28 protein-coding genes are annotated in these 26,443 nt (G+C 34.5%); 18 read left to right on the top strand and 10 right to left on the bottom strand.

The window, feature by feature from the left end; all coding sequences use genetic code 11:
- Positions 1-57 precede the first annotated feature (57 nt).
- The 5 genes from ACZ76X_RS06415 to ACZ76X_RS06395 all read left to right on the top strand — a co-directional run bounded on the left by ACZ76X_RS06415 (position 58) and on the right by ACZ76X_RS06395 (position 4,732).
- The gene (locus ACZ76X_RS06415) at positions 58-687 is read left to right on the top strand and encodes a sterol desaturase family protein (RefSeq protein WP_479849961.1); all 630 of its coding nucleotides are present in this window, start codon (positions 58-60) and stop codon (positions 685-687) included.
- 247 nt (positions 688-934) lie between these two features.
- Positions 935-1,276 (top strand): DUF485 domain-containing protein, encoded by a 342-nt coding sequence (locus tag ACZ76X_RS06410; protein ID WP_098667208.1) that lies wholly within the window; start codon positions 935-937, stop codon positions 1,274-1,276.
- 2 nt (positions 1,277-1,278) lie between these two features.
- Positions 1,279-2,829, top strand: a complete 1,551-nt coding sequence (locus ACZ76X_RS06405; RefSeq protein WP_479849960.1) for a solute symporter family protein — start codon at positions 1,279-1,281, stop codon at positions 2,827-2,829.
- A 190-nt stretch (positions 2,830-3,019) separates the two neighbouring features.
- Positions 3,020-4,369: an aminotransferase gene (locus ACZ76X_RS06400; protein WP_479849959.1), complete on the top strand. Its 1,350-nt coding sequence runs from the start codon at positions 3,020-3,022 to the stop codon at positions 4,367-4,369.
- Positions 4,370-4,453: 84 nt separating this feature from the next.
- Positions 4,454-4,732 (top strand): DUF3986 family protein, encoded by a 279-nt coding sequence (locus ACZ76X_RS06395; RefSeq protein ID WP_479849958.1) that lies wholly within the window; start codon positions 4,454-4,456, stop codon positions 4,730-4,732.
- Between the two features lie 60 nt (positions 4,733-4,792).
- Here ACZ76X_RS06395 and ACZ76X_RS06390 read toward each other — a convergent pair whose 3' ends face one another.
- Complete coding sequence (locus tag ACZ76X_RS06390; RefSeq protein WP_479849957.1) at positions 4,793-5,956, bottom strand: cation:proton antiporter; 1,164 nt, start codon at positions 5,954-5,956, stop codon at positions 4,793-4,795.
- Positions 5,957-6,286: 330 nt separating this feature from the next.
- Between ACZ76X_RS06390 and ACZ76X_RS06385 the strand changes: the two genes are divergently transcribed.
- The 3 genes from ACZ76X_RS06385 to ACZ76X_RS06375 all read left to right on the top strand — a co-directional run bounded on the left by ACZ76X_RS06385 (position 6,287) and on the right by ACZ76X_RS06375 (position 10,388).
- Complete coding sequence (locus ACZ76X_RS06385; protein ID WP_479849956.1) at positions 6,287-7,960, top strand: ribonuclease J; 1,674 nt, start codon at positions 6,287-6,289, stop codon at positions 7,958-7,960.
- A gap of 96 nt (positions 7,961-8,056) precedes the next feature.
- Positions 8,057-8,887, top strand: a complete 831-nt coding sequence (locus ACZ76X_RS06380; RefSeq protein ID WP_479849955.1) for a MerR family transcriptional regulator — start codon at positions 8,057-8,059, stop codon at positions 8,885-8,887.
- A 145-nt stretch (positions 8,888-9,032) separates the two neighbouring features.
- Complete coding sequence (locus ACZ76X_RS06375; protein ID WP_098667202.1) at positions 9,033-10,388, top strand: MATE family efflux transporter; 1,356 nt, start codon at positions 9,033-9,035, stop codon at positions 10,386-10,388.
- Positions 10,389-10,423: 35 nt separating this feature from the next.
- On the opposite strand, the gene ACZ76X_RS06370 is transcribed toward ACZ76X_RS06375, so the two are convergent.
- Entirely contained in the window at positions 10,424-11,089 is a 666-nt protein-coding gene (locus tag ACZ76X_RS06370; protein WP_479849954.1) for a DUF421 domain-containing protein, read from the bottom strand.
- A gap of 187 nt (positions 11,090-11,276) precedes the next feature.
- On the opposite strand from ACZ76X_RS06370, the gene ACZ76X_RS06365 reads away from it, so the two are divergent.
- The 4 genes from ACZ76X_RS06365 (at position 11,277) to ACZ76X_RS06350 (ending at position 13,953) form a co-directional block, all read left to right on the top strand.
- Positions 11,277-11,828, top strand: coding sequence for a YdcF family protein (locus ACZ76X_RS06365; protein ID WP_479850434.1), 552 nt, complete (start codon positions 11,277-11,279; stop codon positions 11,826-11,828).
- 147 nt (positions 11,829-11,975) lie between these two features.
- Positions 11,976-12,293: a magnetosome magnetite crystal formation protein family gene (locus ACZ76X_RS06360; protein WP_479849953.1), complete on the top strand. Its 318-nt coding sequence runs from the start codon at positions 11,976-11,978 to the stop codon at positions 12,291-12,293.
- A gap of 253 nt (positions 12,294-12,546) precedes the next feature.
- Positions 12,547-13,281 carry an oxygen-insensitive NADPH nitroreductase gene (gene nfsA, locus ACZ76X_RS06355; RefSeq protein WP_479849952.1) on the top strand — a complete coding sequence of 245 codons (735 nt, stop codon included), beginning with the start codon at positions 12,547-12,549 and terminating at the stop codon, positions 13,279-13,281.
- Positions 13,282-13,368: 87 nt separating this feature from the next.
- Positions 13,369-13,953 (top strand): DJ-1/PfpI family protein, encoded by a 585-nt coding sequence (locus ACZ76X_RS06350; protein WP_479849951.1) that lies wholly within the window; start codon positions 13,369-13,371, stop codon positions 13,951-13,953.
- Between the two features lie 94 nt (positions 13,954-14,047).
- Here the strand turns inward: ACZ76X_RS06350 and ACZ76X_RS06345 are convergent, their stop codons facing one another.
- The 7 genes from ACZ76X_RS06345 to ACZ76X_RS06315 form a co-directional block, all read right to left on the bottom strand.
- Positions 14,048-14,773: a sulfite exporter TauE/SafE family protein gene (locus ACZ76X_RS06345; protein ID WP_479849950.1), complete on the bottom strand. Its 726-nt coding sequence runs from the start codon at positions 14,771-14,773 to the stop codon at positions 14,048-14,050.
- A gap of 328 nt (positions 14,774-15,101) precedes the next feature.
- Positions 15,102-16,457 carry an RNA-guided endonuclease TnpB family protein gene (locus ACZ76X_RS06340; protein ID WP_479849949.1) on the bottom strand — a complete coding sequence of 452 codons (1,356 nt, stop codon included), beginning with the start codon at positions 16,455-16,457 and terminating at the stop codon, positions 15,102-15,104.
- Positions 16,458-16,816: 359 nt separating this feature from the next.
- The gene (locus ACZ76X_RS06335) at positions 16,817-18,037 is read right to left on the bottom strand and encodes an MFS transporter (RefSeq protein WP_479849948.1); all 1,221 of its coding nucleotides are present in this window, start codon (positions 18,035-18,037) and stop codon (positions 16,817-16,819) included.
- A gap of 19 nt (positions 18,038-18,056) precedes the next feature.
- Positions 18,057-18,506 carry an ArsR/SmtB family transcription factor gene (locus ACZ76X_RS06330; protein WP_479849947.1) on the bottom strand — a complete coding sequence of 150 codons (450 nt, stop codon included), beginning with the start codon at positions 18,504-18,506 and terminating at the stop codon, positions 18,057-18,059.
- A 128-nt stretch (positions 18,507-18,634) separates the two neighbouring features.
- A complete protein-coding gene (locus tag ACZ76X_RS06325) occupies positions 18,635-19,849 on the bottom strand; it encodes an MFS transporter (protein WP_479849946.1) in 1,215 nt (404 codons plus the stop codon).
- 7 nt (positions 19,850-19,856) lie between these two features.
- Positions 19,857-20,324, bottom strand: coding sequence for a VOC family protein (locus ACZ76X_RS06320; protein ID WP_479849945.1), 468 nt, complete (start codon positions 20,322-20,324; stop codon positions 19,857-19,859).
- Between the two features lie 165 nt (positions 20,325-20,489).
- Positions 20,490-20,609, bottom strand: coding sequence for a YjcZ family sporulation protein (locus tag ACZ76X_RS06315; protein WP_000120179.1), 120 nt, complete (start codon positions 20,607-20,609; stop codon positions 20,490-20,492).
- A gap of 239 nt (positions 20,610-20,848) precedes the next feature.
- Between ACZ76X_RS06315 and ACZ76X_RS06310 the strand changes: the two genes are divergently transcribed.
- Together ACZ76X_RS06310 and hfq are read left to right on the top strand one after the other, a co-directional pair.
- Positions 20,849-21,067, top strand: coding sequence for an aspartyl-phosphate phosphatase Spo0E family protein (locus tag ACZ76X_RS06310; RefSeq protein ID WP_002096752.1), 219 nt, complete (start codon positions 20,849-20,851; stop codon positions 21,065-21,067).
- A gap of 53 nt (positions 21,068-21,120) precedes the next feature.
- Entirely contained in the window at positions 21,121-21,309 is a 189-nt protein-coding gene (gene hfq, locus ACZ76X_RS06305; protein WP_000400660.1) for an RNA chaperone Hfq, read from the top strand.
- 25 nt (positions 21,310-21,334) lie between these two features.
- On the opposite strand, the gene ACZ76X_RS06300 is transcribed toward hfq, so the two are convergent.
- Positions 21,335-21,937: an HD domain-containing protein gene (locus ACZ76X_RS06300; RefSeq protein WP_479849944.1), complete on the bottom strand. Its 603-nt coding sequence runs from the start codon at positions 21,935-21,937 to the stop codon at positions 21,335-21,337.
- 172 nt (positions 21,938-22,109) lie between these two features.
- Between ACZ76X_RS06300 and ACZ76X_RS06295 the strand changes: the two genes are divergently transcribed.
- The 4 genes from ACZ76X_RS06295 (at position 22,110) to ACZ76X_RS06280 (ending at position 26,297) form a co-directional block, all read left to right on the top strand.
- Entirely contained in the window at positions 22,110-22,943 is an 834-nt protein-coding gene (locus tag ACZ76X_RS06295) for a flagellar motor protein MotP (RefSeq protein WP_263704982.1), read from the top strand.
- 22 nt (positions 22,944-22,965) lie between these two features.
- Complete coding sequence (locus tag ACZ76X_RS06290; RefSeq protein WP_147776406.1) at positions 22,966-23,643, top strand: OmpA family protein; 678 nt, start codon at positions 22,966-22,968, stop codon at positions 23,641-23,643.
- A 149-nt stretch (positions 23,644-23,792) separates the two neighbouring features.
- The gene (locus tag ACZ76X_RS06285; RefSeq protein WP_000940576.1) at positions 23,793-24,161 is read left to right on the top strand and encodes a response regulator; all 369 of its coding nucleotides are present in this window, start codon (positions 23,793-23,795) and stop codon (positions 24,159-24,161) included.
- Between the two features lie 129 nt (positions 24,162-24,290).
- Positions 24,291-26,297 carry a chemotaxis protein CheW gene (locus ACZ76X_RS06280; protein WP_479849943.1) on the top strand — a complete coding sequence of 669 codons (2,007 nt, stop codon included), beginning with the start codon at positions 24,291-24,293 and terminating at the stop codon, positions 26,295-26,297.
- Positions 26,298-26,443: the final 146 nt, after the last annotated feature.

Raw genomic sequence — 26,443 nt, 5'->3', positions numbered from 1 at the left:
AAAGAAGTAGTCGTAACGATATGTTGCGGCTGTTTTTTTGGAAAAGGGGGAAGGAACATGAAGAGAGTGGGGAAAGAGTTCTTTTTACAACATGATATCGTTATTATGTATAGTATATTATTTGTTTTCATTATTATTTTAAAAATGCAATTTTTTACATGGATCGGTATGTTAGCCTGTTTGTTTGGGATTGTTTTTTATACGCTTAACGAATATATGACACACCGTTTTTTATTTCACTTAAAACCACCTAAAAACGTATTTTTATTAAAAATGTTAAGAAGATTACATTATGATCATCACGTATATCCAGATGATTTAAAGCTTTTATTTTTGCCTGTATGGTTTAGTATACCGAGCTTTACTATATATTTACTAATATCGTACGCTATAACAAAAAGTGTTACTGTTACACTTTCATTCGGAATCGGAATGATTATCATGCTTCTCGTTTATGAATGGAAACATTATATTGCACATAAGCCAATTCGTCCTGTTACTAAGTTTGGAAGATGGCTAAAAAAACAGCACATACTACACCATTATAAAAATGAAAGGTTTTGGTTTGGTGTTTCCAATCCAGTATTCGATTTCCTATTTGGAACGCTTAAAGATGGAAAAGATGTTGAATTAAGCGAAACAGCTCGTAATTTAGAAAAAGAGAAAAAAACAGAAGTGGTGCGATAAGCACTGCTTTTTTATTTTGTTATAACGAGTATGAAAGCTTCGCTGATACGGGATTGAAGTTCATAAATTGTATGTTGAAAAAGTATATTAAAAATTTAGGGGAAATTGCCGAAAAATGTCTATCGAAAAATCTTTGCAGGAATGTATGGATTGTCTAAAATGAAAATAAGTTTCAGAATATTTATAAAATTTAGTCTTTAGGTATACAAGGGGGAATTGTATTTCTAGTAAGAGAGGGGATTAGAGAATGAAACGAGATGATACGTCAGCACGTAAGTTACAAAATGAGGTGAATTATACCGAGGTTGTTCAGTCAGAAGAATTTCAATTGTTATTAAATACGAAAAAGAAGTTCATCGTTCCAATGAGTATTTTCTTTTTAAGCTTTTTTATTGCGTTACCTATTTTAACATCGTACTCAAAGGTACTCAATACACCAGCATTTGGTGATGTTACGTGGGCGTGGATATTTGCTTTTGCACAATTTATCATGACGTGGTCATTATGTATGATTTACAGCAAAAAAGCGGAGTCCTTTGATAAAATCTCACAAAACATTTTGCAAGATATGCAAAAAGGGAGGGGCTGACTTTGAATACAACCGCTTTTGCACTATTTTTAATCATTGTTCTTGGCACACTCGTCATAACTTATTTTGCTTCGAAGAAAACGAAAAATGCGAGTGAGTTCTATACAGCTGGAGGGGGATTAACTGGTTGGCAAAATGGTCTGGCCATTGCGGGAGATTATATGTCTGCTGCGTCTTTTCTTGGTATAGCCGGCGCGATTGCATTAACTGGGTTTGATGGATTCTTTTATAGCATCGGCTTCTTAGTTGCTTACTTAGTTGTATTATACTTAGTTGCAGAGCCGCTTAGAAATTTAGGAAAGTACACGTTAGCAGATATGATTGCGGCGCGTTTTGATGCGAAAAAAGTTCGCGGAGTTGCAGCGCTTAATACGATGACGATTTCGATTTTTTATATGATTGCACAATTAGTTGGGGCGGGTGCACTTATTAAATTATTATTAGGAATTGAATATACGACATCCGTTTTAATCGTTGGTACATTAATGACAGTGTACGTTATTTTTGGCGGAATGACTGCGACGAGCTGGGTACAAATTGTTAAGGCTGTATTACTTATGGCTGGTACATTTATTATTTCTGTTATCGTTTTCGCAAAATTTAATTTCAGTGTGACTGAAATGTTCGAGCAAATGAAAGTAGCTACACCATTAAAAGATTCGTTTTTAAATCCAGGGGTAAAGTATAAAGATGGTCTTGATACACTATCTTTAAATTTAGGACTAGTTCTTGGTACAGCTGGATTACCACATATTCTTGTTCGCTTTTTTACAGTGCGTGATGCAAAAACAGCACGTCAATCTGTTGTTTATGCTACGTGGCTAATCGGTGCATTTTATATTATGACAATTTTCTTAGGATTTGGGGCAGCCGCATTTGTAGGAAATGAGGCAATTATTAAAGCGAATCCTGCTGGTAATATGGCAGCACCTTTATTAGCAAAAGCGTTAGGCGGAGATTTCTTATTTGCTTTCGTATCAGCCATTGCCTTTGCAACGATTTTAGCTGTAGTGGCAGGTCTTGTATTAACAGCAGCGTCAGCCTTTGCACATGATTTTTATAATGAAATTATTCGCAAGGGGAAATCAACGGAAAAAGAGCAAGTATCAATGGCTCGCTATGCGTCTATTGGAGTAGCGGTATTATCTATTATACTAGCGTTATTTGCTCAAACATTGAACGTAGCGTTTTTAGTTTCATTAGCATTTGCAGTTGCAGCGAGTGCAAACTTACCAGTTATATTATTCACAATATATTGGAAGCGCTTTAATACGACAGGTGCTATTTCTGGTATGATTGTTGGACTTGTTTCAGCAATTGTTCTCGTAGCGCTAAGTCCGAATGTTTGGAATCCTGTAGCTGGAAAAGCTATATTTGTTGGAGAAGCGATATTCCCATATACGACACCTGGAATTATTTCGATCCCACTTGGATTCCTTGCTGCATATTTAGGAACCGTGTTATCTAGTAAGAAAGAAGACGCGGCGAAGTTTGATGAAATTCTTGTGAAATCTAATACTGGTCATGGTATTAGTGATGCGTCTTCGCATTAAGAAAGAGGAGCTTTTCGATATATAAGAAAAGCTCCTTTTTCTTTTGTCATTTTCTTGTAAATAATACTGCTTTGTAAGTAGGATTTGTCTTAATTTTGTGGAATGAAAATAAGCAGGGAGAAATTTAAATCATCATGGCACCAGCACAGCTTTTGTGAAAAATAAGTTGTTATGGAAGGTGGAAGAAATGATGAAAACGAAACAGACTGATGAACTATTAGCAAAAGATGAGCAGTATGTTTGGCACGGAATGCGTCCCTTTAGTCCAAATAGTACAATGATAGGGGCAAAAGCAGAAGGGTGCTGGGTTGAGGATATACAAGGAAAAAGATATTTAGATGGTATGAGTGGTCTTTGGTGTGTGAATAGTGGATATGGCAGAAAAGAGCTTGCAGAGGCGGCATATGAGCAATTGCAAACATTATCATACTTTCCGATGTCACAATCGCATGAACCGGCTATAAAACTTGCAGAAAAATTAAATGAGTGGCTTGGAGGAGAGTATGTTATTTTCTTCTCTAATAGTGGTTCGGAAGCGAACGAAACAGCTTTTAAAATAGCAAGGCAATACTATGCGCAAAAAGGTGAACCGCATCGTTATAAATTTATGTCACGTTACCGCGGGTATCATGGCAATACAATGGCTACGATGGCAGCGACGGGACAAGCACAGCGTAGATATCAATATGAGCCATTTGCTTCAGGTTTTTTACATGTAACACCGCCAGATTGTTATCGTATGCCTGGAATAGAAAGAGAGAACATTTATGATGTAGAATGTGTAAAAGAAGTAGATCGCGTTATGACATGGGAATTAAGTGAAACGATTGCAGCTTTTATTATGGAACCAATTATTACGGGCGGAGGCATTTTAATGCCGCCACAGGACTATATGAAAGCTGTTCATGAAACGTGTCAAAAACACGGTGCATTGCTCATTAGTGATGAAGTTATTTGTGGTTTCGGACGTACAGGAAAACCATTTGGATTTATGAATTATGATGTGAAGCCAGATATTATTACGATGGCAAAAGGGATTACGAGCGCGTATTTACCATTATCAGCAACAGCTGTGAAAAAAGAAATATATGAAGCATTTAAAGGAAAGGGAGAATATGAATTCTTCCGTCATATTAATACATTTGGTGGAAATCCCGCGGCTTGTGCATTAGCGCTTAAAAACTTAGAAATTATGGAAAATGAAAATTTAATTGAGCGATCTGCACAAATGGGTTCGCTTTTATTAGAGCAATTAAAAGAAGAAATTGGAGAACATCCACTGGTAGGAGATATTAGAGGGAAAGGTCTACTAGTTGGAATCGAACTAGTAAATGATAAAGGGACGAAAGAGCCAATTGATAACGACAAAATTGCAAGTGTTGTAAATGCTTGTAAAGAAAAAGGGTTAATTATAGGGCGGAACGGTATGACAACAGCAGGATATAATAATGTCTTAACATTAGCACCACCACTTGTTATTTCAAGTGAAGAAATTGCCTTTGTTGTTGGAACGTTGAAGACAGCGATGGAACGCATTTAATGAATGAAGCGAGCTGTAATATACAGCTCGCTTTTGTTTATTATGTGAAATATGATGAATTTTCAAAGGGGAGGGGAATTTATTATGAAGAAATATGATTCTAGTCAACATTATCACATCGGATATTATGAAGATGGATATGATTTAGAAGTGACGGCGTATAAAAGAATGCATGAACCAGTTTGGGATGCGTATATTCCGCACGATGAGGCAGGCGAATTTTACAAAAAGGTGGAGGAAATGAAGCTAGGTGAATATATAGATGATTACGGCATTAAGGTGTATTCATTTAGTATTGATATGGGTGATGAAGAAGCACGAATTATTTTTGAAAAATGGTTAAAAACGAATAAAATTGTTTAGAAATAAAGCGAAAAAGAAGATTACTATCTTATAAGATAGTAATCTTCTTTTTTATGAAACTTATTTACTTGCTTTCATTGCTTTATCTTTTGCACCAAAAGTGTATTTTAACATTGGTGGTGTAATCATTGTAGTTAAAATAACGACAATAACGATAGCTGTAAAGTAATCTTGTACTAGTAGACCTGAAGAAAGTCCTGTTCCAGCGATGATAAGTGCAACTTCACCACGAGAAACCATTCCAGCACCGATAATTGCAGAAGACTTAGCGTCAAATCCAGTTATTCGTGCACCCAATCCACAACCGATTAGTTTCGTTAATACAGCGATAACAGTTAATGCTAAGATGAACCAAATTTGATCGCCAATACCGTCAAATGTAATATTCATACCGATACTTACGAAGAACACTGGAACGAACATAGCGTAAGCGATTGGTTCTACTTTCTTTTCTACTTCATGTTTGTAATTCGTTTGAGAAATCGCAATACCAGCTGCGAAAGCACCGATAATACCAGCAATTCCTAATAATTCGCCGAAATATGCGAATGAGAAACAGATGATAAGAGCCGCGCTCACGATAGACTCAGATACGCGTAGTGGTGATAACCAGCGCATAATCGCAGGAACACCTTTCCATCCGATTAAAATAATAGAAGCGAAGAATACAACTTTCTTCAAGATAATCATTGTTAAGTTAACATCGTCTGTACCTAAGAAGCTCATTGCAAATGCTAATAAAATAACGACAAGAATGTCATCAAATACAGCTGCGCCCAGCATAGTTGTACTTTCACGTGTTTTCATCTTTCCTAAATCGCGAAGTGTTTGTACGGAAATACTAACACTTGTCGCACATAGAAGTAATCCTAAAAATACAGCATTTCCTTGTTCCATTCCCATAACAAGACCAGAAACGTAACCACCTACGAATGGAAGAATAATACCTCCAAGTGCAACAGCTAAAGAAGAATTACGGTTTGCGTTTAATTCCTCTAAGTCTGTTTCAAGACCGGCCATAAACATTAAAAGAATAACCCCAACATTACTTAATTGTGTTAGAAGTTCTGAATTTTCAATCCAACCTAATACAGCTGGACCGATAACGATACCGACAATTAATTTACCGAGTACAGAAGGTTGGCCTAATCTAACACTAAGATCACCAGCAAGCTTTGTACTTAATAAAATAAGTGCAATTTGAAAGAAAAATTCGAATTCCATCGGATCCTCTCCTCATCATTTTTATTTTTATCATACGATTTCTCGGAATTTGCCTAATGAAAATATGTAAAACCCATTAAACAAAGGGTCTGATTAAGAGTTCTTTTGAACTTGTAATTTGAACCTGTAATTAATATATAATATATTTTGCAAAAAATCAATGAAAAATGGGAGCTTTTTTAGAGAGAGACGGTGTTATTACGGATATACATATAAGATTAGCGTGTGGATTTTATATGTATGAAATAGTATGAAGTCCTTTTTTATTACAAATAATAAAGCCTAAATGCTATTTCACGAATTATAAATGTGAAAGGGAGGTTTTATCATTTGAATTCATTAAAAAACAACTTGTCTATCGTTGCTTTAGGTGGAGTAAATGAAATAGGAAAAAATATGTATGCTATTCAATATGAAAATGATATTGTCGTTATTGATTGTGGATCTAAATTTCCAGATGAAAGTTTATTAGGAATTGATTTAATAATTCCAGACATCACATACTTACAAGAAAATAAAGAAAAAATTCGCGGGTTAGTCGTGACGCATGGACATGAAGACCATATTGGCGGAATACCATATTTTTTAAAACAACTAAACGTACCAATTTATGCGACGAAGTTAACGTTAGGTTTAATTGAAATTAAATTAAAAGAGCATAATCTTCAAAATGATACAGAATTAATCGTCATTCACGCAGAATCAGAAATTGATCTCGGTTCTATTAAGACGACATTTTTTAAAACGAATCATAGCATTCCAGATTGTCTCGGTATTGTGTTTCATACTCGAGAAGGTAATGTAGTACATACTGGGGATTTTAAATTTGATTTAACACCAGTAAATAACCAACATCCTGATATTCATAAAATGGCTAAAATAGGTAGTGAAGGTGTACTAGCGTTACTATCTGAAAGTACAAATGCAGAACGACCAGGTTTTACTCCATCAGAGAGATCGGTAGGAGAACGGATAGAGGAAATATTTATGAAAGCAAATAGAAAAGTAATTATTTCTACATTTGCTTCTAATGTGAATCGTGTTCAGCAAATAGTTGAAGCTTGCATAAAAACAAATCGAAAATTGGCTTTGCTCGGCAGAAGTATGGTAAATGTAGTAGAAGTTGCTCTAGAGAAAGGATATTTACATATTCCAGACAGCATGTTAATTGAAGCGAGTGAGGTAAATCGTTTAGATCCAAAGCAGGTAGCGATACTTTGTACAGGAAGTCAAGGAGAACCGATGGCAGCTTTAGCGCGTTTAGCGAGTGGGAACTATAGACAAGTTGATGTTTTGCCAGAAGACACAGTTATTATAGCCGCGACTCCGATTCCAGGAAACGAACGTAACGTTTCAAGAATTATAGATAATTTATTTGCTTTAGGAGCAAAAGTAATATATGGATCAGGTAGTTCTACTGGAGTCCATGTATCTGGTCATGCGTATCAAGAAGAATTGAAATTAATGCTCACTTTAATGAAACCTAAATATTTTATCCCAATTCATGGAGAGTTTAGAATGCTACATCACCATAGTTTGTTAGCAGAATCAATTGGTGTCGAAAAAGAAAATATCTTTATCGTTCGTAATGGAGATGTTGTAGATATTAGTAATGAAGTGGCCGTTCAATCTAGAAAAATACAGGCTGGAAATATATATGTAGATGGATTAGGAATTGGTGATGTTGGAAATGCCTTATTACGTGATCGAAAACAACTTTCAGAAGATGGAATGCTCGTAATAGTTATTACCTTTAATAAAGTGGATGGAGAAATTATTTCCGGTCCTGATATTATCTCTCGTGGATTTGTCTATGTTCGTGATTCAGAAGAGTTTTTGAAGGAATTAAATAAATTAGCTGTTATTACAATTAATAATTTGAAGAAAGAGAATGTGAATAGTTGGGGTATTTTGAAAAGAGAAGTAAGAGAGGCTTTAGGGAAGTTTATATATACTAATACAAAAAGAAAACCGATGATCCTTCCTATAATAATAGAGGTTTAAGAGTTAATAAAAAGAATTCTCGTAGGGGAATTCTTTTTTGTTTTGAAGACAGAATGAACATATAATGAAATAAATAGAAATGGAAGGAAATAAAAGATGTTATTAAATAAACGCTTTACAATTGGAGAAATGGCAAAAATGCATAATATAGCGGAATCTACTTTACGCTATTATGATGAGAAGGGAATTTTTCATCCGTCCACTGTGGACCCGCAAACAAATTATCGTTATTATACAATCGATCAATTTTCACTATTAGATACGATTAAGTTTTTACGCCAATTAAACATTCCATTAAAGGAAATTAAAAAATATATTGATGAGAGAAATCCAGCATATGCACTCAATTTACTGGAAAAACAACAAGAGATGATGTTGAAAAAACAAAGAGAAATTGAGTATGCTTTGGCGAAAATGGAGCATAGAATTCATTTAATTAAGGAAGCAACAAAAGCAAAAGCTGAACAAATGGTAATAAAAGAGATCCCGCAGCGAAAAATAACAGCTATTGCGGTTGCCCCGGATACGACGGATGATATGTTTGAGTACTACATTCATTCGTTGCAAAAAAATATGAGGCAAATGGATGATAGCTTATTTTCTGGAGATATCGGTGTAACAGTCGCGAAAAAAGGATTAATGCAAAATGAGTTTCAAGCATATAGCAGTGTTTTTATTCTTTTGGATTACATGCCTTTTGAAGTACAGAGTTCAGATGAAATTAAGGAAGGTATGTTTGCCTGTGTATATCATCATGGGCCATATGAAGAAACTGATGAAACATATAAGAAGCTAATGAAATATATTGATCAAGAAGGATACGAAATAAGTGGAGATGCAATTGAGATTGCATTAATTGATTGGTCTGTAACAGAAAATCCAGAGGAACAAGTAACAGAAATTCAAATTCCTATCATGAAAAAATAAAGCAATTAGTTGTAGGGATCGTATCATTACAAATTGGCATGAAACACGATAAGTAAGTTACCTATTTTCAAATTCTCTATTGACCTTCAAGTTACTTTAAGGTTTAAACTGAGAAAAGAGAGTTGAAAAAAAGGAGCAAAATAGTATGGAAGCAACAGAAAAGTTAAGAGAAAAACCGATAAAGAGCTTATTTATTTCGTATTTAATACCAGCCGTTCTAGGAATGGTATTAATGTCAGTTAACATTGTAATTGATGCGGTTATGATTAGTAGGGGAGTTGGAGCAAACGGATTAGCAGGAGTAAACGTGGCTATTCCAGCGTTTTCAATTTTCTTTTCAATTTCATTATGGATTGGAATGGGCGGGGCAACGTTATATTCCATTGCATTAGGTGAAAATAAAATAGAACGAGCAAGGTCTATTTTTACTCAATCCATGACAGTAGCGGTAATTATCGTAGGTGTATTAGCAGCGATTTGTTTATGGAGAATAGAAGATTTAGCATATTTATTCGGAGCAAACGAAGTGATTTTACCGTATGCGTTAGACTATTTACACGTATTATTAACATTTGGAATGATATACGTTTTAGAAAATATTTTAAGTACATTTATTCGAAATGATGGAAATCCTAATTTAGCAATGGCAGGTTTAGTTGTAACGGCTGTATTAAATATAGTGTTTGACTATATCTTTATTTTCATCTTTGGATGGGGCGTAACTGGTGCTGCTTCAGCGACTATTCTTTCGGCAGCGATTGGTTTCCTTGTATTATTAACTCACTTCTTTAGAAAAAGTAGTATTTTAAAATGGACGAAATTCCATTTTGAGTGGGATACAGTGAAACAAATTATGATTATAGGTTTTCCAAGTTTTACAGCTGAAAGTACGGTTGCAATTGTAACAATCGGTTTTAATATTGCGTTCGTTCAATATGCAGGGGAAGTAGGGGTTGCGTCCTATGCGATGGTAAATAGTATCCATGCGATGACATTACTACTATTCTTCGGCGTTGGAGCAGCGTTACAACCAATTGCTAGTTTCCACTACGGTGCGAATTTATCAGAAAGATTGCGCGAAGGATTGCAGTTCGCTGTGAAAATTGCAGTTGTACTTGGAGGAGTGGCAATAATTGTCGGATTATTCTTCGGGAAATATATTATTGGTTTATTTGATGTCCAATCTCCAGAGTTATTGGAATTAACATTAACGGGTATGAGCTTGTTCTTTATCCAATATGTATTTTTAGGCTATAACATTGTGTATGGAGAGTACTTCCAATCAGTGCGACAAACGACGAAATCAGTACTTATTATAATGAGCCGTGGATTGCTATTCATTATTCCATTATTATGGATTATGCCGAAATTATTTGGGATAAACGGAATTTGGCTCGTTATGCCAGTAGCGGAAGTATTGACAGCGATTATCGTATTTACGATGAATCGTATGAAACATCCTGTTCCATTAAATATGGCGGGAAAGAAAGAAGCGATATAATGAAGAAAATCCCCTTAAGAAATGAAGGGGATTTTCTATTTTTTTAAACTAATAGCAAAAGATCCATCTGTTTCTTGAACAGACGCGAAAGCAACGTTTTTAATATTTGTAATTCCTTTTTCTTTTAACTCTTTATATAACCACTTTTTGTCCTTATGAATTAACTTTAAGTTATCGTATTGAATTTGTGAATCAACGATAAGGGCAATTGGTAATCCGGCATATGTAACATCTATGTTCAAATCTTTCGGAGTTAATGGTACAAGTTCACGCTTTGGTAAAATGCTAATGGCGCCATTCGCTTCTAAAATAGCATATTCAATTTCGTGAACACTTGGATATCCTGCGACGCGAAGGTTAGAAAGAAGTTCAGCGATTGGATATCTACTTTTTTGTAAGTTTTCAAAAATAATGTCACCATGTTTAATTAAAATAATCGGGTGCCCAAGAATAAAACGATTCAGTTTGTTTAGTAAGCTTAATTTTGTAAGAAGCAAATGCAAACATGTAATAACGACCATACCGAGAAAAGCTTGTAAAGCACCTGAGACTGGTATAGCTTGAAAAGCTAAATAAGATAAAAAGATAATAGCACCAAAATCATGAGGCGTTAGTTGTGCTAAAGCTGATTTACCGAGTAACTTGAGTGATAGTAAAAATAAGATGAAAAAGAACGATACGTTACATAAAAAGAGAAGCAATAGAGACACTCCTTCGTGCAAAGTTGTACTTACTGTTCCCGAAAGAAATATAAATATTACATTCCAGAGGATAAATTAGGATGAGTTGGAATTTGTCTGTATACAAACAAATAAATGGATATTATCATGGAAGAAGCAAAGAAAATAGGAGTATACGGATATGAAAAAGAAGAAAATAATGAAGTATATGATAGGCATTATAATGGTTTGCGCCGTTTATGTGGGATTTTTACAATATAACATTTATAAGCATGGGCAAATGAATGTGACCTATGATGCGGATTATATAATTGTATTAGGATCGAAAGTAAACGGAACGAAACCATCGTACTCATTGCAATATCGTATTGATAAAGCAGCTGACTATTTACAATCACATGAGAAAACAATTGCTATTGTGTCTGGAGGGAAAGGAAAAGGAGAAGATATTTCAGAAGCATTAGCAATGAAACATGGATTAATGAAACTAAAAATTGCAGAAGACCGCATTATAATGGAAGATAAGTCAACGAGTACAGATGAAAATATTAAATTCTCAAAACCTTTAATTCCGGACAATATGAAAAAGGGAATGATCGTAACAAATGACTTCCATATGTTTAGAGCGAAAAAAATAGCAGCAAAGCAAGGGTTACAATTAGAAGGTCTTCCGGCCGAAACGCCGAAGCGAATTGTCATTCCATCGAATATAAGAGAGTATTTAGCTATTACGCAATATTGGTTTATGAATCGAATATAGAGAAAATAATCCCGCCTCGAAATCTAAGCGGGATTATTTTTGATGAAAATCTTACAAATATGTCATGTTCATGAAAGGTAAAGCGATAGTTTCTGGAACGGATTCCTGACATAATGAAGATAACAAAACTATTTAGAGGTGAATCGGATGAAAGGAAATCATATATTATCTTCCCTATGTTACTTTAGTATCTTTTTTGCACCATTTTTACTACCAATTATCGTGTACTTCGTTGCGGAGGATGAAGTGAAATATCACGCGAAAAAAGCATTTTGGTCACATATTTTCCCGTATGCGATTTTAGTTGGTGGATTAGCAGTATCGGGCATATATGGTTTAAGCTTCAATCAATCTGATGGTGCTGGAATTGGCATGATGATCACATATGCGGTGTTCATTCTTGTGGGGATTTATTACTTCATTTGGAATATCGTAAAAGGTATTAAAGTTTTGAAAACAGCGTAATAAGATAAGGCATAATTTGATGTGAGTTTGTCGTTATTTGTCGGTAAGTCGATATCCCTTGTCGAATCGTCGATATATTCGAAAAATCGTTGATATAGTGCAAGGAATCGTTGATATGATTTCATTTACCGTAATAATATATATGTTAAAAAGAGCAATTCAAAAAAGAATCGCTCTTTTTGTGCTTATAAGTTGTGAATATTGGAAAAGATATGTTAATTTTTCATTATGATGAGAAAAAGGAGTGTTTTTCATGAATGAGATCATACATAAAATGGAGCAACACGTTTCAGTTCGTAAATATAAAGAAGAATCAATTCCAAAAGATGTAGTGGAAAGAATGGTGCAAGCTGCGCAGCATGCCGCTTCCTCGCATTTTGTACAAGCGTATTCTGTTATATATGTAACCGATCAAGACTTAAAGGCTAAACTAGCAGAGTTATCCGGGAATCGTCACGTGAAGGACTGCGCAGCATTCTTTGTTTGTTGTGCGGATTTAAAACGTCTTGAAATGGCATGTGAAAAACATGGTACAGAAATAAAGCATGAAGGAGTAGAAGACTTTATCGTTGCGACGGTAGATGCTTCACTTTTCGCGCAAAACTTAGCGCTAGCAGCAGAATCGTTAGGATACGGTATTTGTTATATTGGTGGTATTCGCAATAATCCGAGGGAAGTAAGTGAATTGCTTCATTTACCTGAAAAAGTATATCCTGTATTCGGAATGACAGTTGGTGTACCAGATGAAGATCACGGAGTGAAACCACGTTTACCGGTAGCAGCAATCCTTCATGAAAATGGGTATGATGAAAAGAAATATGATGAATTACTAAACGAATACGATGAAACGATGAGTTCGTATTACAAAGCAAGATCATCAAATAAGAAAAACGTAACATGGACGGAATCAATGAGTTCGTTTATGTCTAAAGAAAAAAGAATGCATATGAAAGAGTTTTTAAGTGAAAAAGGACTAAATAAAAAATGAGTAAAAAGGCAAACCTGTGATGCGGGTTTGCCTTTTTTGGAGGAGAAATATGATTATCTTCGAATAAGTATAGGGGGAGGAGATACTATGAAAAAAGCTTTAATCTTTTTGTTCGATGGATTTGCAGAATTTGAAGTGAATATAGCGAGTTTATTTTTGATAAGTAAGGAATTTGAAATAATAACAGCAACTGTAGACGGAAAAACAGTTACAGGGGAAGGTGGATTTTTGTGCCAACCACATGTCGCTATCGAGCATATTGAAGTAGCAGACTATGAAGTGTTTATTGTACCAGGAGGGCATATTTTTGATCATTTAGAAAATGAAAAGTTATTATCTATCGTGAACGAATTACATAAGCAAAATAAATGGATAGCAGGTATTTGTGCAGGGACATCTTTACTGCATGCGGCAGGGGTACTTAATAAGAAGAAATTCTCAACATCATTAACACCAGATGAAAAACAATTAGCTCATTTACATGAATGGGAATATAAACAAAATAAAGATGTAACCGTTGATGGGAAAATCATAACAGCGGTAGGGTCTGCATATGTTGAATTTGCTGCTCAAATAATGAAACAGCTCAATTTATTTAATGAAGCTGAAGCGAAAGAGAACTTGCAATATTTTAAAAATGTAACAGAGCTGTGTGATGAAACGTTAGTTTAAGTGAATATAAAAAGCGGCATAATAGCCGCTTTTTATCGTTTAAATCTATGAGTTTTTGTACAATTTAAAGCATCTATTGTCTTGAAAAGTTTACTTATAACAAATGCAAACTTTCAATAAGAAGATACATACCCGTACAACTCAAAAGGATGTACGTAAATATTTTAAAAATCCGTTGATTAAGCCATTTGAAAATAATTTGACCTATATACAAACCTAGAAATACGATTGGAATGGCATAAAAACTTGATTCCCAAATTGTTTTGTTTGTTCCAGTAAAGAGTATTTGAGTTAGTAGGCTAATGAAATATATAAATAGATAAAAAGCCAATGTAGTTGCTCGTAACTTCTCCTTTTTCGTATCAGTTCCTGTAAAATAAAGTAACAGGGGAGGTCCTGGCATACCGATACTTGTCGTTAAAACACCAGATAATCCACCAACTATGAAATCTCTAGATTTTGTTGATTGAATCTTAAAGTTGCATATTAGCATCAACGTTAATAGTAAGAGAAGGATGCTAATTGCTAATTTAAATGTGTTGATGTTAATGGAAATGAAAATTAATATTCCAAAAGGAACACCAACTATACTTCCAAAAATTAATCTTTTCAGTAGAATAAAATCAATGTCTGTTCTTATTTTCCAGATGAGTGATATGGAAATAATTAATGATAAAATGATATTTATTTGTATAGCTTCTTGTGGTAGGAATAGCATGAGTAAGAAAGGTGTTGCCATAATAGAAAAGCCAAAACCTGTACTTGTTTGTAAAATAGAAGCTACTAATATAATACATATGAAAGTGAATATAATCTCCAAAATAGCCCTCCCACATAATCAAATCCAATACATATTTTAACGTCAACTACCCCCACTGAGATAAAACATTTCAGTGGGGCTTGAGTTAGAACACTAGGTCTTTTCGTCTATCGCTAGACAGTTTGACGCTCTAGCATTCATGCCACCTTATGGTCACACCCCAAGTATGTTTTTGGTTGGTACTGGCAACGAACGATTGTTTTCCCACTTGCACCACCCTTTCGAAAAAGAGCAGTTCCTCCTTACGGAAAAAGCCACCACTCAGATGAATCCGGCGTGTGCTACAAGCCCCGACAAGTCGCGTACACATGGATGGTTGACACACCCACTAAGCTATGCGCGAAGCAACAGCCTTACGTTTTTGCACTTCTAATAGAATCGGCGTTTTTACTTTGAGATTGCCATCCAATTCTACAACTTGTGATTTTTGCAATGTATTCAGCGCACCATTAATATCCGCATGAATACATGTTCCTGCTTTACTTTGATACAGACCACGAGTGATTCGTTTGCCGCTAAAATAATATTGGGCTCTATTATCCTTAGACCAAACTGGAACCGGATCTTTGTCTAGAAAACTAGCTTTTGAAGTATAGCTTTCTTCTTGTTTCAAAAATCGGATGCCTTCTTTTACACATTTATTCTCAATTGCTGCAATCAATTTATGAAATGGGATTTGAACAAACTTTTGATTATTCTTTTTTCCCATATCCGATTTTTGTTTCCAACCAGCGTTATACCCTACGACAACAGTATCTATGTTACATGCTTTCACTTTTTTAAACAACAGGCCTACAGTTTGTGAAATGTAACCATTTATTTGTCGTTCTCGTTTATGCCAAAGTGCAGCCATTTGATTCGTTACAATACGTTTTGAAATTCCATTGTCCATATTTTTCCACCCTAGATTACGTATCATTTTGTTGAAGTACTGGTTAATAGATTTTAGTTTTTTTCCATCAATTAAAAATGCATCGCCTGTATTTGTCACGCAACTTACTAATCTATCTACACCTAAATCGCAACTCAAAGCGTTACTGGTGGTCGTGGATTGTTTCTTCATTTGAGAAACGTGCATTTCATATGTGTAATGCACCTCAAAGAACCGACCTTTTTGCTTCGGTACAATCTCAATGTAGGAGATGTTTTTATTTCTTAAGTTTTTCGGCATACGTATTTGAATGGAACCGAATTTTTTCCTGAACGCAACACTCATCGGAATCATCCAATACCCATTCTCATCCACTTTTGGAACTTGATAGATTTCAATAATTCGTTTGTCAGTGGAACGAGAATAATTCGGAAACTTAGGACGACCTGTGAACTTCTCAGGATTTTTCTTCCACTGTTCCATTGCTTTAAAAAAGCTTTTTACTTCTGCATATAAGGCTCTACGAATCGCTTGGACAGAGTTTGATTGCATGCCCCAGTAATTCATATCGGCTTGCATGGCAGTGTCCACTTTTTTTACAGTAGCCATCCTGTTATGATTCAGGTAACTTTGTTCCATCGTATACAACCCAACATTTCGCAATGCTTTTGAACTATGTGACATACGCTGAAGTAAACGAAATTCTTTTGCAGTCAGACAAGCTCTCCCGATATTTTGTTTCTGCGTGAAACGTTGCATGTTTTCTCTTTTCTTTTGTTTCCGTAATACTTTCACTGCTTTCTTTTTAACCATTGTTTTCACCACCTTTCTTAAAGAATTAACTTATTCATTCCTTTTGGTGCAAGTAACAAAAGGATTATGATTATCCAATTTCGTTATCTTAAGATATATTCCCTCCTTATTTCCGACATATCGTAAGACAAAAAGAAACAAACATTCCCCCCGGGAAAATTGTTATAAGCGAAACAAAAGAGTTCAGCCTTATTGACTGACGGCAATTCATCTCCACCTGAATTGTTGGGTTTCACCCGTAACACAAATCAGATGGAGTCTTCTTGCCGAAAAGGATAAAGTGAAACTTAAATCAGTGGGGGCTTACTGTCCTTTAAAACAGGAAAAAAGCGGCAAAATAGCCGCTTTTTATGTTGCAATTAATATTCCAATGATGATCCTGTCGCTTTAAAATATTTTTCTCGTGAAGGCGCCATTACCCGGATTGCTAATAAACAAGAAAGGAAAAGAATGAGTAATGAGCTACTGATTACAGTGATTTGAACGGAAATAAATTGAGCCGATGCCCCAATTGCTAAAATGAAAAAGACTTGGATAAAACTTTTTATGGAATCAAACACGCTATCAATACGTCCTATCATATGTACAGGGATGTTATTTTGATAAAATGTTATAAAGCCAGTACCAGCAAATGATGAAGAAATGCCAAGTAAAATGAAACCGCTCGCTGCGATTATAAATGAATTTGAAAAGGCGAATATTACATAACCTATTGCTGTGAAAATTGTCCCTAATCCGATACCATATTGAATTGGTAATCGTTTGGCAAAGAGAGAGACAAGAAATGAACCGGAAACATAAGCAGCTCCAGTTATACTAACAAGCATACTGTATTCTATATCGGATAAAAACAGTACTTGATTTGTGAAAACAACTTCTTGTGAATCGAGTGCCATAGCGACAAGCATAGTCGCTTGAAATAAAACGAATATGAGAATAATGTAAGTTTCTGTTCGAGCAAAAGAAAAAACTTGTTTCCAATCATTTCGTAATGTTTGTACGAAAGTATTTGCAACTTCTTCGTTCTGCTTTGTTTGTAATGTAATGTTTGGCAAGAAGTAAATGAGAATGGTAGAAAGTAGAAAGGAAAGTGAGTTGCAGTAAATAACAAAGGCTGCTGAGTACGTGGTGAGAAGTATTCCGGCAAGAGCTGGACCGATAATAAAAGCTCCGCTTGTACAAAAGCTACTCCAAGCGTTGAATTGCGCGCGTTCTTCAGTACGTATGAGCATTGTTTTATAAGAAAATGAAGCTGGATCGAAAAATGATGTAGCAATGCGAGTCAAAAAGATAAAAATGTAAATGGCCCAAATAGAATCAAATAGTGGTATACAGCCAATGAGAGCTGCCCGAATGATATCTGTGATAAGCATAATGGACCGTTTGTTTAATCGATCTACTATGCTACCAGACCATATTTTCGTAAATACGGTGGCAATTGGACCTACAATCCATAATCCTGCTACAGCAGCAGGGGAGTTTGTGCTATTTAACACCATTAAGTTTAGGGCGATAAGATACATAAAATCACCTAAACGAGAAATTCCTGTTCCGGACAATAATAATAATTTATTTTTCATGAGTAGCTGGACCTTTCTTTCATTGTTTTTTAATTCTGCAGGAAATAGCGTATTCCTCTTCGGAGTTTGATTGACGAGCGGTTTTGTTTTCCCAGCGTAATAAAACTTGTGTAACCTCCCAAGTAAGCTGTTGTAATTCCTCTGGAGTTAAAAATAAATGAGATACAATATGACTGCCTGTATTCGTTCCTTCTGTGCCGCTTTCTTCAATATAGAAATGAGCAGATTTTGCCTTGTAATATTTTTCAATAATTCCTCGTTTTTCTTTCGTGTCTACTAATTCAATTAACCCTCCATCATATAAAATTTGAACGTGATAATGTACGCTACCAGTAGATTTGTTTAGTTTAGTAGCTACTTGCTTTGCAGTGAGTGCTTCGTCTTTTAAAAGGTGAAGAATTTGAATGCGAGTTGCATTGGAAATAAGCTTCTGTTGCTCAGCTGAAATAGTAAGTCTATCTTCAAACATTAGGACATCTCCTTTCTTATAATCTAAATTTATTGTACATTCTAAAAAATTAGAACGTAAGGAAAATAAATCGCCTTTTTCCTCTGTATTTCGACATAAATAAAAATAGCATGTACATAAACATGCTATTAAGTGACAGTAGATTCTTCATTCAGTTTCCCGCGATAAAACAGGTAAAGCCATATAAAACTAACAAAAATACAGCATATAGCTAGTAAGGTACCAATAACTTGTGGAGAAAGAATTTCTAAAAGCGCTCCTGTAAAAAACATGGATAACTGAATAAGAGATCCGTAAATGGAATAATGGAATGAAAAAACTTTACCCATCATATCGTCCTTCGTATAAGTTTGAAGTAATGTCGTATCAAGTGGAACGATGATTCCTCCTGCTATGCGCATACAGAGCAATGTAATGATACCAATTATAAGTTGATTAGACAAAATAAATCCGAGAAAGAAAATGCCTTGTAGGAAATAGGCCCAACCAAATGCTTGTTTCATTTTTTCTTTATTATGAGACATATAAAGAGTAATGAAGAGGCTTCCAATCATAAGTCCAGCCCCTTGAACCGTATATAAAATTCCTATATTCGTGTGGAAAATTCTTTCGGCATAGATCGTTAGAAGTAGCTGATAAGCGCCGCCAATCATGCCCCATGAAATGCCGACAAGAATTAACGTTAAAATAATTTTTGTTTGTAGTATGTATGTATAACCATCTTTTATATCAGTAAAAAATGCTTTCTTTTCGTTACGAGTATCATGAGTAGGGACGCTCATATTATAAATAAAATAGGCTGAAACAAAGTAGGAAAGGCTATTTACTAAAAAAGCGAATTCAATATGTAAAGACTGTGCAATTATTCCGCCTAAAGAAGCTCCCATAATAGACATAAAACCATTCATTGTACTAGAAAGAGAGTTAGCAGTGACGAAATGATTTTGGTGTATGATGTTTTTTAAGGTTGCTTGTTTAGCCGGCTCAAATAAGCAAGAAAGTACAGATAAACATATATTGGCAATAAAAATGATTTCAATTTTATAGCTTGCGAGTATGTATGTAAGGACTAGAATTCCCCGTGTAATATCGGTAAAAATCATAATATTCTTTTTAGAAAAACGATCTACAATTCCGCCTATGAATGGACTAAGAAGAAGCTGTGGTAAACCTTTACTTATAAAAGTAAGTGCGATCATAAACGGTGATTTCGTGATGCTATAGACGAATGTTAATAAAGCTACTGTATGAAACCAATCTCCAAGTACACTTAATGATTGCCCGTAAAATAGTTTTTTGAAGTTAGTATTTGTTTTAAGAAATGTAGAATAAGAAACTGACATAAAAAGATTAATCCTTATGTAATAATGATGCTGGAACTTGTTTTTTCCACTCACTTAAATACACTTTTTCCTCTGTAGGGAGTCCAACAGGTAATTGTGCAATCAATTCTAAACTATTTCCATCAGGATCGTTAAAGTATACGGAGGCATGTGCTAATTCAGGGAAAACAATTGGTTCGATTGGTTCCATTCCAAAGTCTTTTCGTGCTGAAATGCCTTTTTGATTTAGCCAATGTATTGCATGTTCTAAATCATGTAAGCTTACTTGAAAGGCGATGTGTCGTAAAGAGGGGTGATAATTAACTTTGTATTCTGCGCCTTCCCAAAGGCCGAGCCAACTTTCATTCTCTTTAATCCAAAAGAAAGCAATATCATCTCCTCTTTTATATAATTTCAGTCCAAGTGATTCATAAAAAGATATTGATACCTCTAAGTTGCGGACAGGTAAATGGGCTTCGTAAAGGCCTTTAATCATTGTAATCCTCCTTAATAAAAATGTTTCTGTTTTCATAGTAAACGGTTTTTTATTAGTTGAAATCACAAAAAGGAGGGACATAACTTCATACGAAAGTATGAAAAACAGCTCAAATATGAGCTGTTTTCTTATAGTTTTTTGTTCATTTGTCAAGGATAGGATATATTAGTATCCGTATCCGCCGCCACCCCAACAGCTACATCCGATGATAATTAGAAGGATGAATAGTACGATAAGCAAAGCAAATCCACCGCCGAAACCAGCGCAACTTCCACCATAACTCATATGTTTTCCTCCTTTTGAGTAAGTTAATCTATATAATTCATGGACTACTGTATACAGTATGTTTTTTGTATGGAAAAGGAGCCAGTCTCTTGAGTAATTAGACAAACGCCTGTATGGTCATTTTGATTGTATATTTACCTAGGGTTATGTGAATGAATTGCTATATATTCCGCGATTTGTTCATAAAAAAATATAAAAATTGTAAAAAAAACCATTTTTATATTTTTTTATGTGAGGATTTGTACTATAATTTTACAAGTAATATTATGGGAAAAGGGAGTTTTAGTAAAGAGATGGAGATGGGAAAATTACACAACAAAATAGAAAATAAAAAGAAAGAGCTAATTCAACTTGTGGCTAGACATGGATTGGATCATGATAAAGTTTTGTTATTTAGCCGAGATTTAGATATACTTATTAATAAGTTTATGAATGTAAAGGATAAAGTACATAAATAAATAATTTGTAGTTTTTTATATTAAGATATTCAGTTAAAAGGAGGGGAAAGTATTTGGAACATTTACAAGAAGAGTTATATAAACAAATAAAAGAAGAAAAAGGTATTGTTACAATTTTTTTAAAGAGTGGCGTTAGAATAGTAGGAGAAGTTGTTGCGATAGACAAATTTACCGTTTTAATGTTAGTAGATGGAAAACAACAGCTTATTTACAAACAAGCTATATCAACAATAATGAAATAAGACACTCATATTGAGTGTCTTTTCATTATTGTTTGCAAGCTTCAACGTCAATGCCAGCAGCTAATAATTTCTTTTCTCCATCTTGCTCAATGATTTTTTGTAACTTAGATAGGAAAGAATCAAAGTTTGTATGCTTTGCTACTTGGAATGTCATTTTATGCTCAATTGGTAGCCACGTATCAATATCAGCTTCGTTATGCTGGATTTTTACCTCAAGTTTATCAAGTGCGTTAGCAACTTTTGCTTCGTACGTTTCTTTCGCTTCAAACTCCATCCATAAATCATATAATTCCGTGCCGAGAGAACCTTTTAATGTTCGTTTAATATTTAAAATGGCTTCTTGCTCATTTTTTTGTTTTTGTAATTGTAATTCATGACTATTCATTGTATCAAAAGCAGGAATATCACCAGCTTCTGCCTCGACTAAATCGTGAATAATAACCATTTTAAGTAATTTTTCAATATTTACTTTTTGATCTAAATACGGTTCAACTAAAATGGCCATTAGAGACATGCGCCACGTATGTTCAGCAACGCTTTCTTGACGCCCGTTAGAAAGCCAGCTATGTCGCATTTCATATTTTAGTTTTTCTGCTAGTGCTATGACTTGTAAAATGTTATGTTCCATCGTGATCCTCCTCATATATCCATACTATAATTCTAATATGGAAATAAAATGTGTCAATTCTATGAGTATATTGCGATAAATAGATGATAAGCGTATAATACTTATTATATGTGAAAACGCATTATTAAAATAAAAAAATGTTTTATAAAAATGAAAAAGGAAGGGCAGGAATATGGGAGACGAAAATCAAGGATTTGCTAGACCAGAAAGAAAAAAAAGGAAGTTTGATATTTCTAGCCCAGTTGGCATAATAGTAGGTTTTGCTATTGTAATAGCGGCAATTATGCTTGGCGGCGGTGGAATAAAAGCTTTTAAAAACTTTTTAGATGTTTCATCTATTTTAATTGTTATAGGGGGAACAACTGCGACAATTGTTGTGGCATATCGATTTGGAGAAATAAAAAAATATACGAAAAGTATTTTTACTGTTTTACATAGAAGAGAAGAAAATTTAGAACAGTTAACGGATTTGTTTGTTGATTTTTCGAAAAAGTCTAAAAAACACGGCCTACTTTCTTTAGAAGTTGATGGAGAGCAAGTAGACAATCCTTTTATTCAAAAAGGAATTCGATTAATGTTAAGTGGTTACGATGAAGAGGAATTAAAAGAAGTGTTAATGAAAGATGTTGAAACGGAAGTGTATGAGTTAAGAAAGGGAGCGGCATTATTAGATAAAATAGGTGATTTCGCCCCAGCTTGGGGCATGATAGGGACTTTAATCGGTCTTATCATTATGCTTCAAAATTTGCAAGACACATCACAAATTGGTACAGGGATGGCAGTTGCGATGTTAACGACATTGTATGGATCAGTACTTGCGAATATGATTGCAATCCCTCTTGCTGAAAAAGTGTATCGTGGTATTGAAGATTTATATACAGAGAAGAAGTTTGTTATTGAAGCGATTTCAGAATTGTATCGTGGACAAATTCCTTCTAAATTAAAATTGAAACTCGATACATACGTATACGAAACAAAAATAAAAAAAGTAAAACGAGCAGCCTAATATTGCAAGGAGTGGTATGGTGATGATAAAACGACCGCAAAAGGGATCGCCTCGTTGGATGACGACTTTTACAGATTTAACGATGTTATTATTAACTTTCTTTGTATTACTAGTTGCTACTTCAAAGCAGGATGCAGTAAAATTGTCAAAGATGCTTGAAAAGTTTAGTGATGTGGAGCAAGTAGATGCAAAAATAATGGAAAATACAATACCAGATATTTCACATGAAAAAAATGATGAAAAAATGATTTCGAAAAAAAGAATGGATGAATTATATAAGAAGTTAAAAGCATATGTGGATAATAACGGTATTAGTCAAGTGAACGTATACCGAGAGGACACAGGGGTAAGTGTCGTTATAGTAGATAATTTAATATTCGATACGGGTGATGCGAACGTTAAACCGGAGGCGAAAGAGATAATAAGCCAATTAGTTGGATTTTTCCAATCGGTACCCAATCCCATTGTTGTAGAAGGACATACAGACAGTAGACCGATTCATAACGACAAATTCCCTTCAAACTGGGAATTATCTTCCGCACGAGCGGCAAATATGATTCATCACTTAATTGAAGTGTATAATGTGGATGATAAAAGGCTGGCTGCGGTAGGATACGCAGATACCAAGCCAGTAGTACCAAATGATTCACCGCAAAATTGGGAAAAAAATCGTCGCGTTGTCATTTATATAAAAGAATAGTATATTGTTATTTTGATAATAAATAATAAAAATACGGAAATTCTTTTAAAAAAATATTAAATTTTATCATTTTATTTTGTATAATGATTGAGAATGATAAGGTGAAATATTAAGATATATTTATACATAGAAGGAGAGAATCAAAAAGAATGGCACATAAAATTTTAGTTGTAGACGATGCGATGTTCATGAGAACAATGATTAAAAACTTATTAAAAAGTAATTCTGAATTTGAAGTAATCGGAGAAGCGGAAAATGGAGTAGAGGCAATTCAAAAGTATAAAGAACTTCAACCTGATATTGTTACATTAGATATTACTATGCCAGAAATGGACGGACTTGAAGCATTAAAAGAAATTATTAAAATTGATTCAAGTGCAAAAGTTGTTATTTGTTCTGCAATGGGACAACAAGGTATGGTATTAGATGCAATTAAGGGTGGAGCAAAAGACTTTATTGTAAAGCCATTCCAAGCAGATCGTGTAATCGAAGCTTTAACAAAAGTAGCAAACAGCTAATATAGAAGGGGTGCCACCAGGAATCTAAACATTGATAGCGGATATGCGTGTGGCCCCCTTTTTTCTTGCTTTAAAACACTAAATTGTTATACATAAATGAAATGTTTGTTAGACAGGTAGGGGATTAAAATGCAAACAGATCTATTAAATATATTTTTTGAGGAATCAGAAGAACATTTACAATCGCTAAATGAAAATGTGCTAACTTTAGAACAAAATCCCACTGATATGGATGTTGTGGGAGAAATATTCCGCTCAGCCCATACATTTAAAGGTATGTCAGCGAGTATGGAATTTACGGAAATGGCGGATTTAACGCATAAAATGGAAAACGTTTTAGATGAAATTCGTCATGGGAATATAGTTGTAAATGCGGAGATTATTGATGTGATTTTTGAGTGCATTGATAATTTAGAGAAGATGGTTGCAGATGTGCAGCAAGGTGGAATGGGCAATATTGATGTAGTTGCAACGAAACAGAAATTAGAAGCGCTATTGAACGGCAATATAGAAATTCCTACTGAAGAACATATAGAACAAGAAACTATAAATAACGATGATGCAACTTCACATGAAGTGCATATAACTGTTGAGCAACAAGCTATTCTAAAAGCAGTACGTGCAATTATGTGTATTGAAGCACTGCAAAATGTAGGTAATGTACAAAAAACAGTTCCAAGTATTGAAGAAATTGAAGCAGATGCTTTCGGGTTCGAGTTCACAGTATTTATGGATACTGATCAAAGTGAAGAAGAATTAAAACAAGTAGTGCTTCATGTTTCTGAAATTGAGAAAGTAGAAGTGAAGCAAGGACATACATCAAAAGAAGTAGTTTCGGAAGTATTGGCTACACAAGAAGTCGTACAAGAAGTTATACAAGTGGCTAAGCATGTGGAGTCAACTAAAGAGGTATCTAAACAATCTGCTAATGCTACACCAGCTAAAAGCACTGCAAAAACGAAAAATGGTAAAGTGGAAAATCGTTCCATACGTGTTCAATTAGAAAAAATTGAAAGATTAATGAACATGTTTGAAGAAAGTGTAATTGAGCGTGGTCGTATAGATGAATTGGCGCAAGCAATTCAAAATAAGGAATTAATTGAGCATTTAAATCGATTAGGCGATATTTCAAAAGATATTCAAAATGTACTTCTAAACATGCGTATGGTGCCGATTGAAACAGTCTTTAATCGTTTCCCGCGTATGGTACGTATGTTAGCGAAAGATTTAGGGAAAAAAATCGATTTACAAATTACAGGTGAAGATACTGAAGTCGATAAAATTGTTATTGATGAAATCGGTGATCCGCTTGTTCATTTAATTCGTAATGCAATTGATCATGGGGTTGAAACTGTTGAACAACGTCGTGATGCAGGTAAAAATGAGACAGGTACGATTAAATTAGAAGCGTTCCATAGTGGAAATCATGTCGTAATTCAAATTACGGATGATGGAAATGGAATTCATAAAGGGAAAGTATTAGAAAAAGCGATTAAAAATGGTGTTGTAACAGAATCTGAGGCAAATAAATTAACAGACCGTGAAATATTTGATTTGATCTTCCAACCAGGATTTAGTACAGCTGAAGTTGTATCAGACCTTTCTGGGCGTGGCGTTGGATTAGATGTAGTGAAACATACAATCCATAGTTTAGGTGGACATTTAATTATTGATTCTGAAGAAGGTAAAGGCAGTACATTTAGAATTGAACTTCCATTAACGTTGTCTATTATACAATCTATGCTTGTTCAAACGAATGATAAACGTTATGCTTTACCTCTTGGTAATATTGTTGAAGCAATTCGAATCAAGAGAGAAGACATCCAATCCATACAAGGAAAAGATGTGTTAAATTATCGTAATCAAATTATTGAAGTGAAGCATTTAAGTACGGTATTTGGTGAGAAGACAGCAGATGAGGCGTTTGCGTCATATGATGGTCAAATGGTTCCTGTGTTAATTGTTCGTAATACACATCGCAGCTATGGACTTATTGTAAACACAATTATCGGTCAAAGAGAAATAGTCTTAAAGTCATTAGGTGACTTCTTTGCAGAGAGTTCTAATTATTTCTCTGGTGCGACAATTCTCGGTGATGGACGAGTGGTCCTCATTTTAAACCCAGAAGGTTTATAATAGGAATGAAGGAAAGCTCCCCACTTGTATACAATTGGGGAGCTTTTTGGTTAATCGTTACTAATCTAAAAATGGGAATAAATACATATTAATGTTTTATATAATAAGTTTGTTAAAAGAAAATGAGAGTTTATATCATTTGATAG

This window comes from Bacillus sp. BC05(2025), assembly GCF_056725905.1.
Note: the sequence above shows the minus strand (reverse complement) of the source record. Positions and strands in the feature narration are given on the sequence as shown.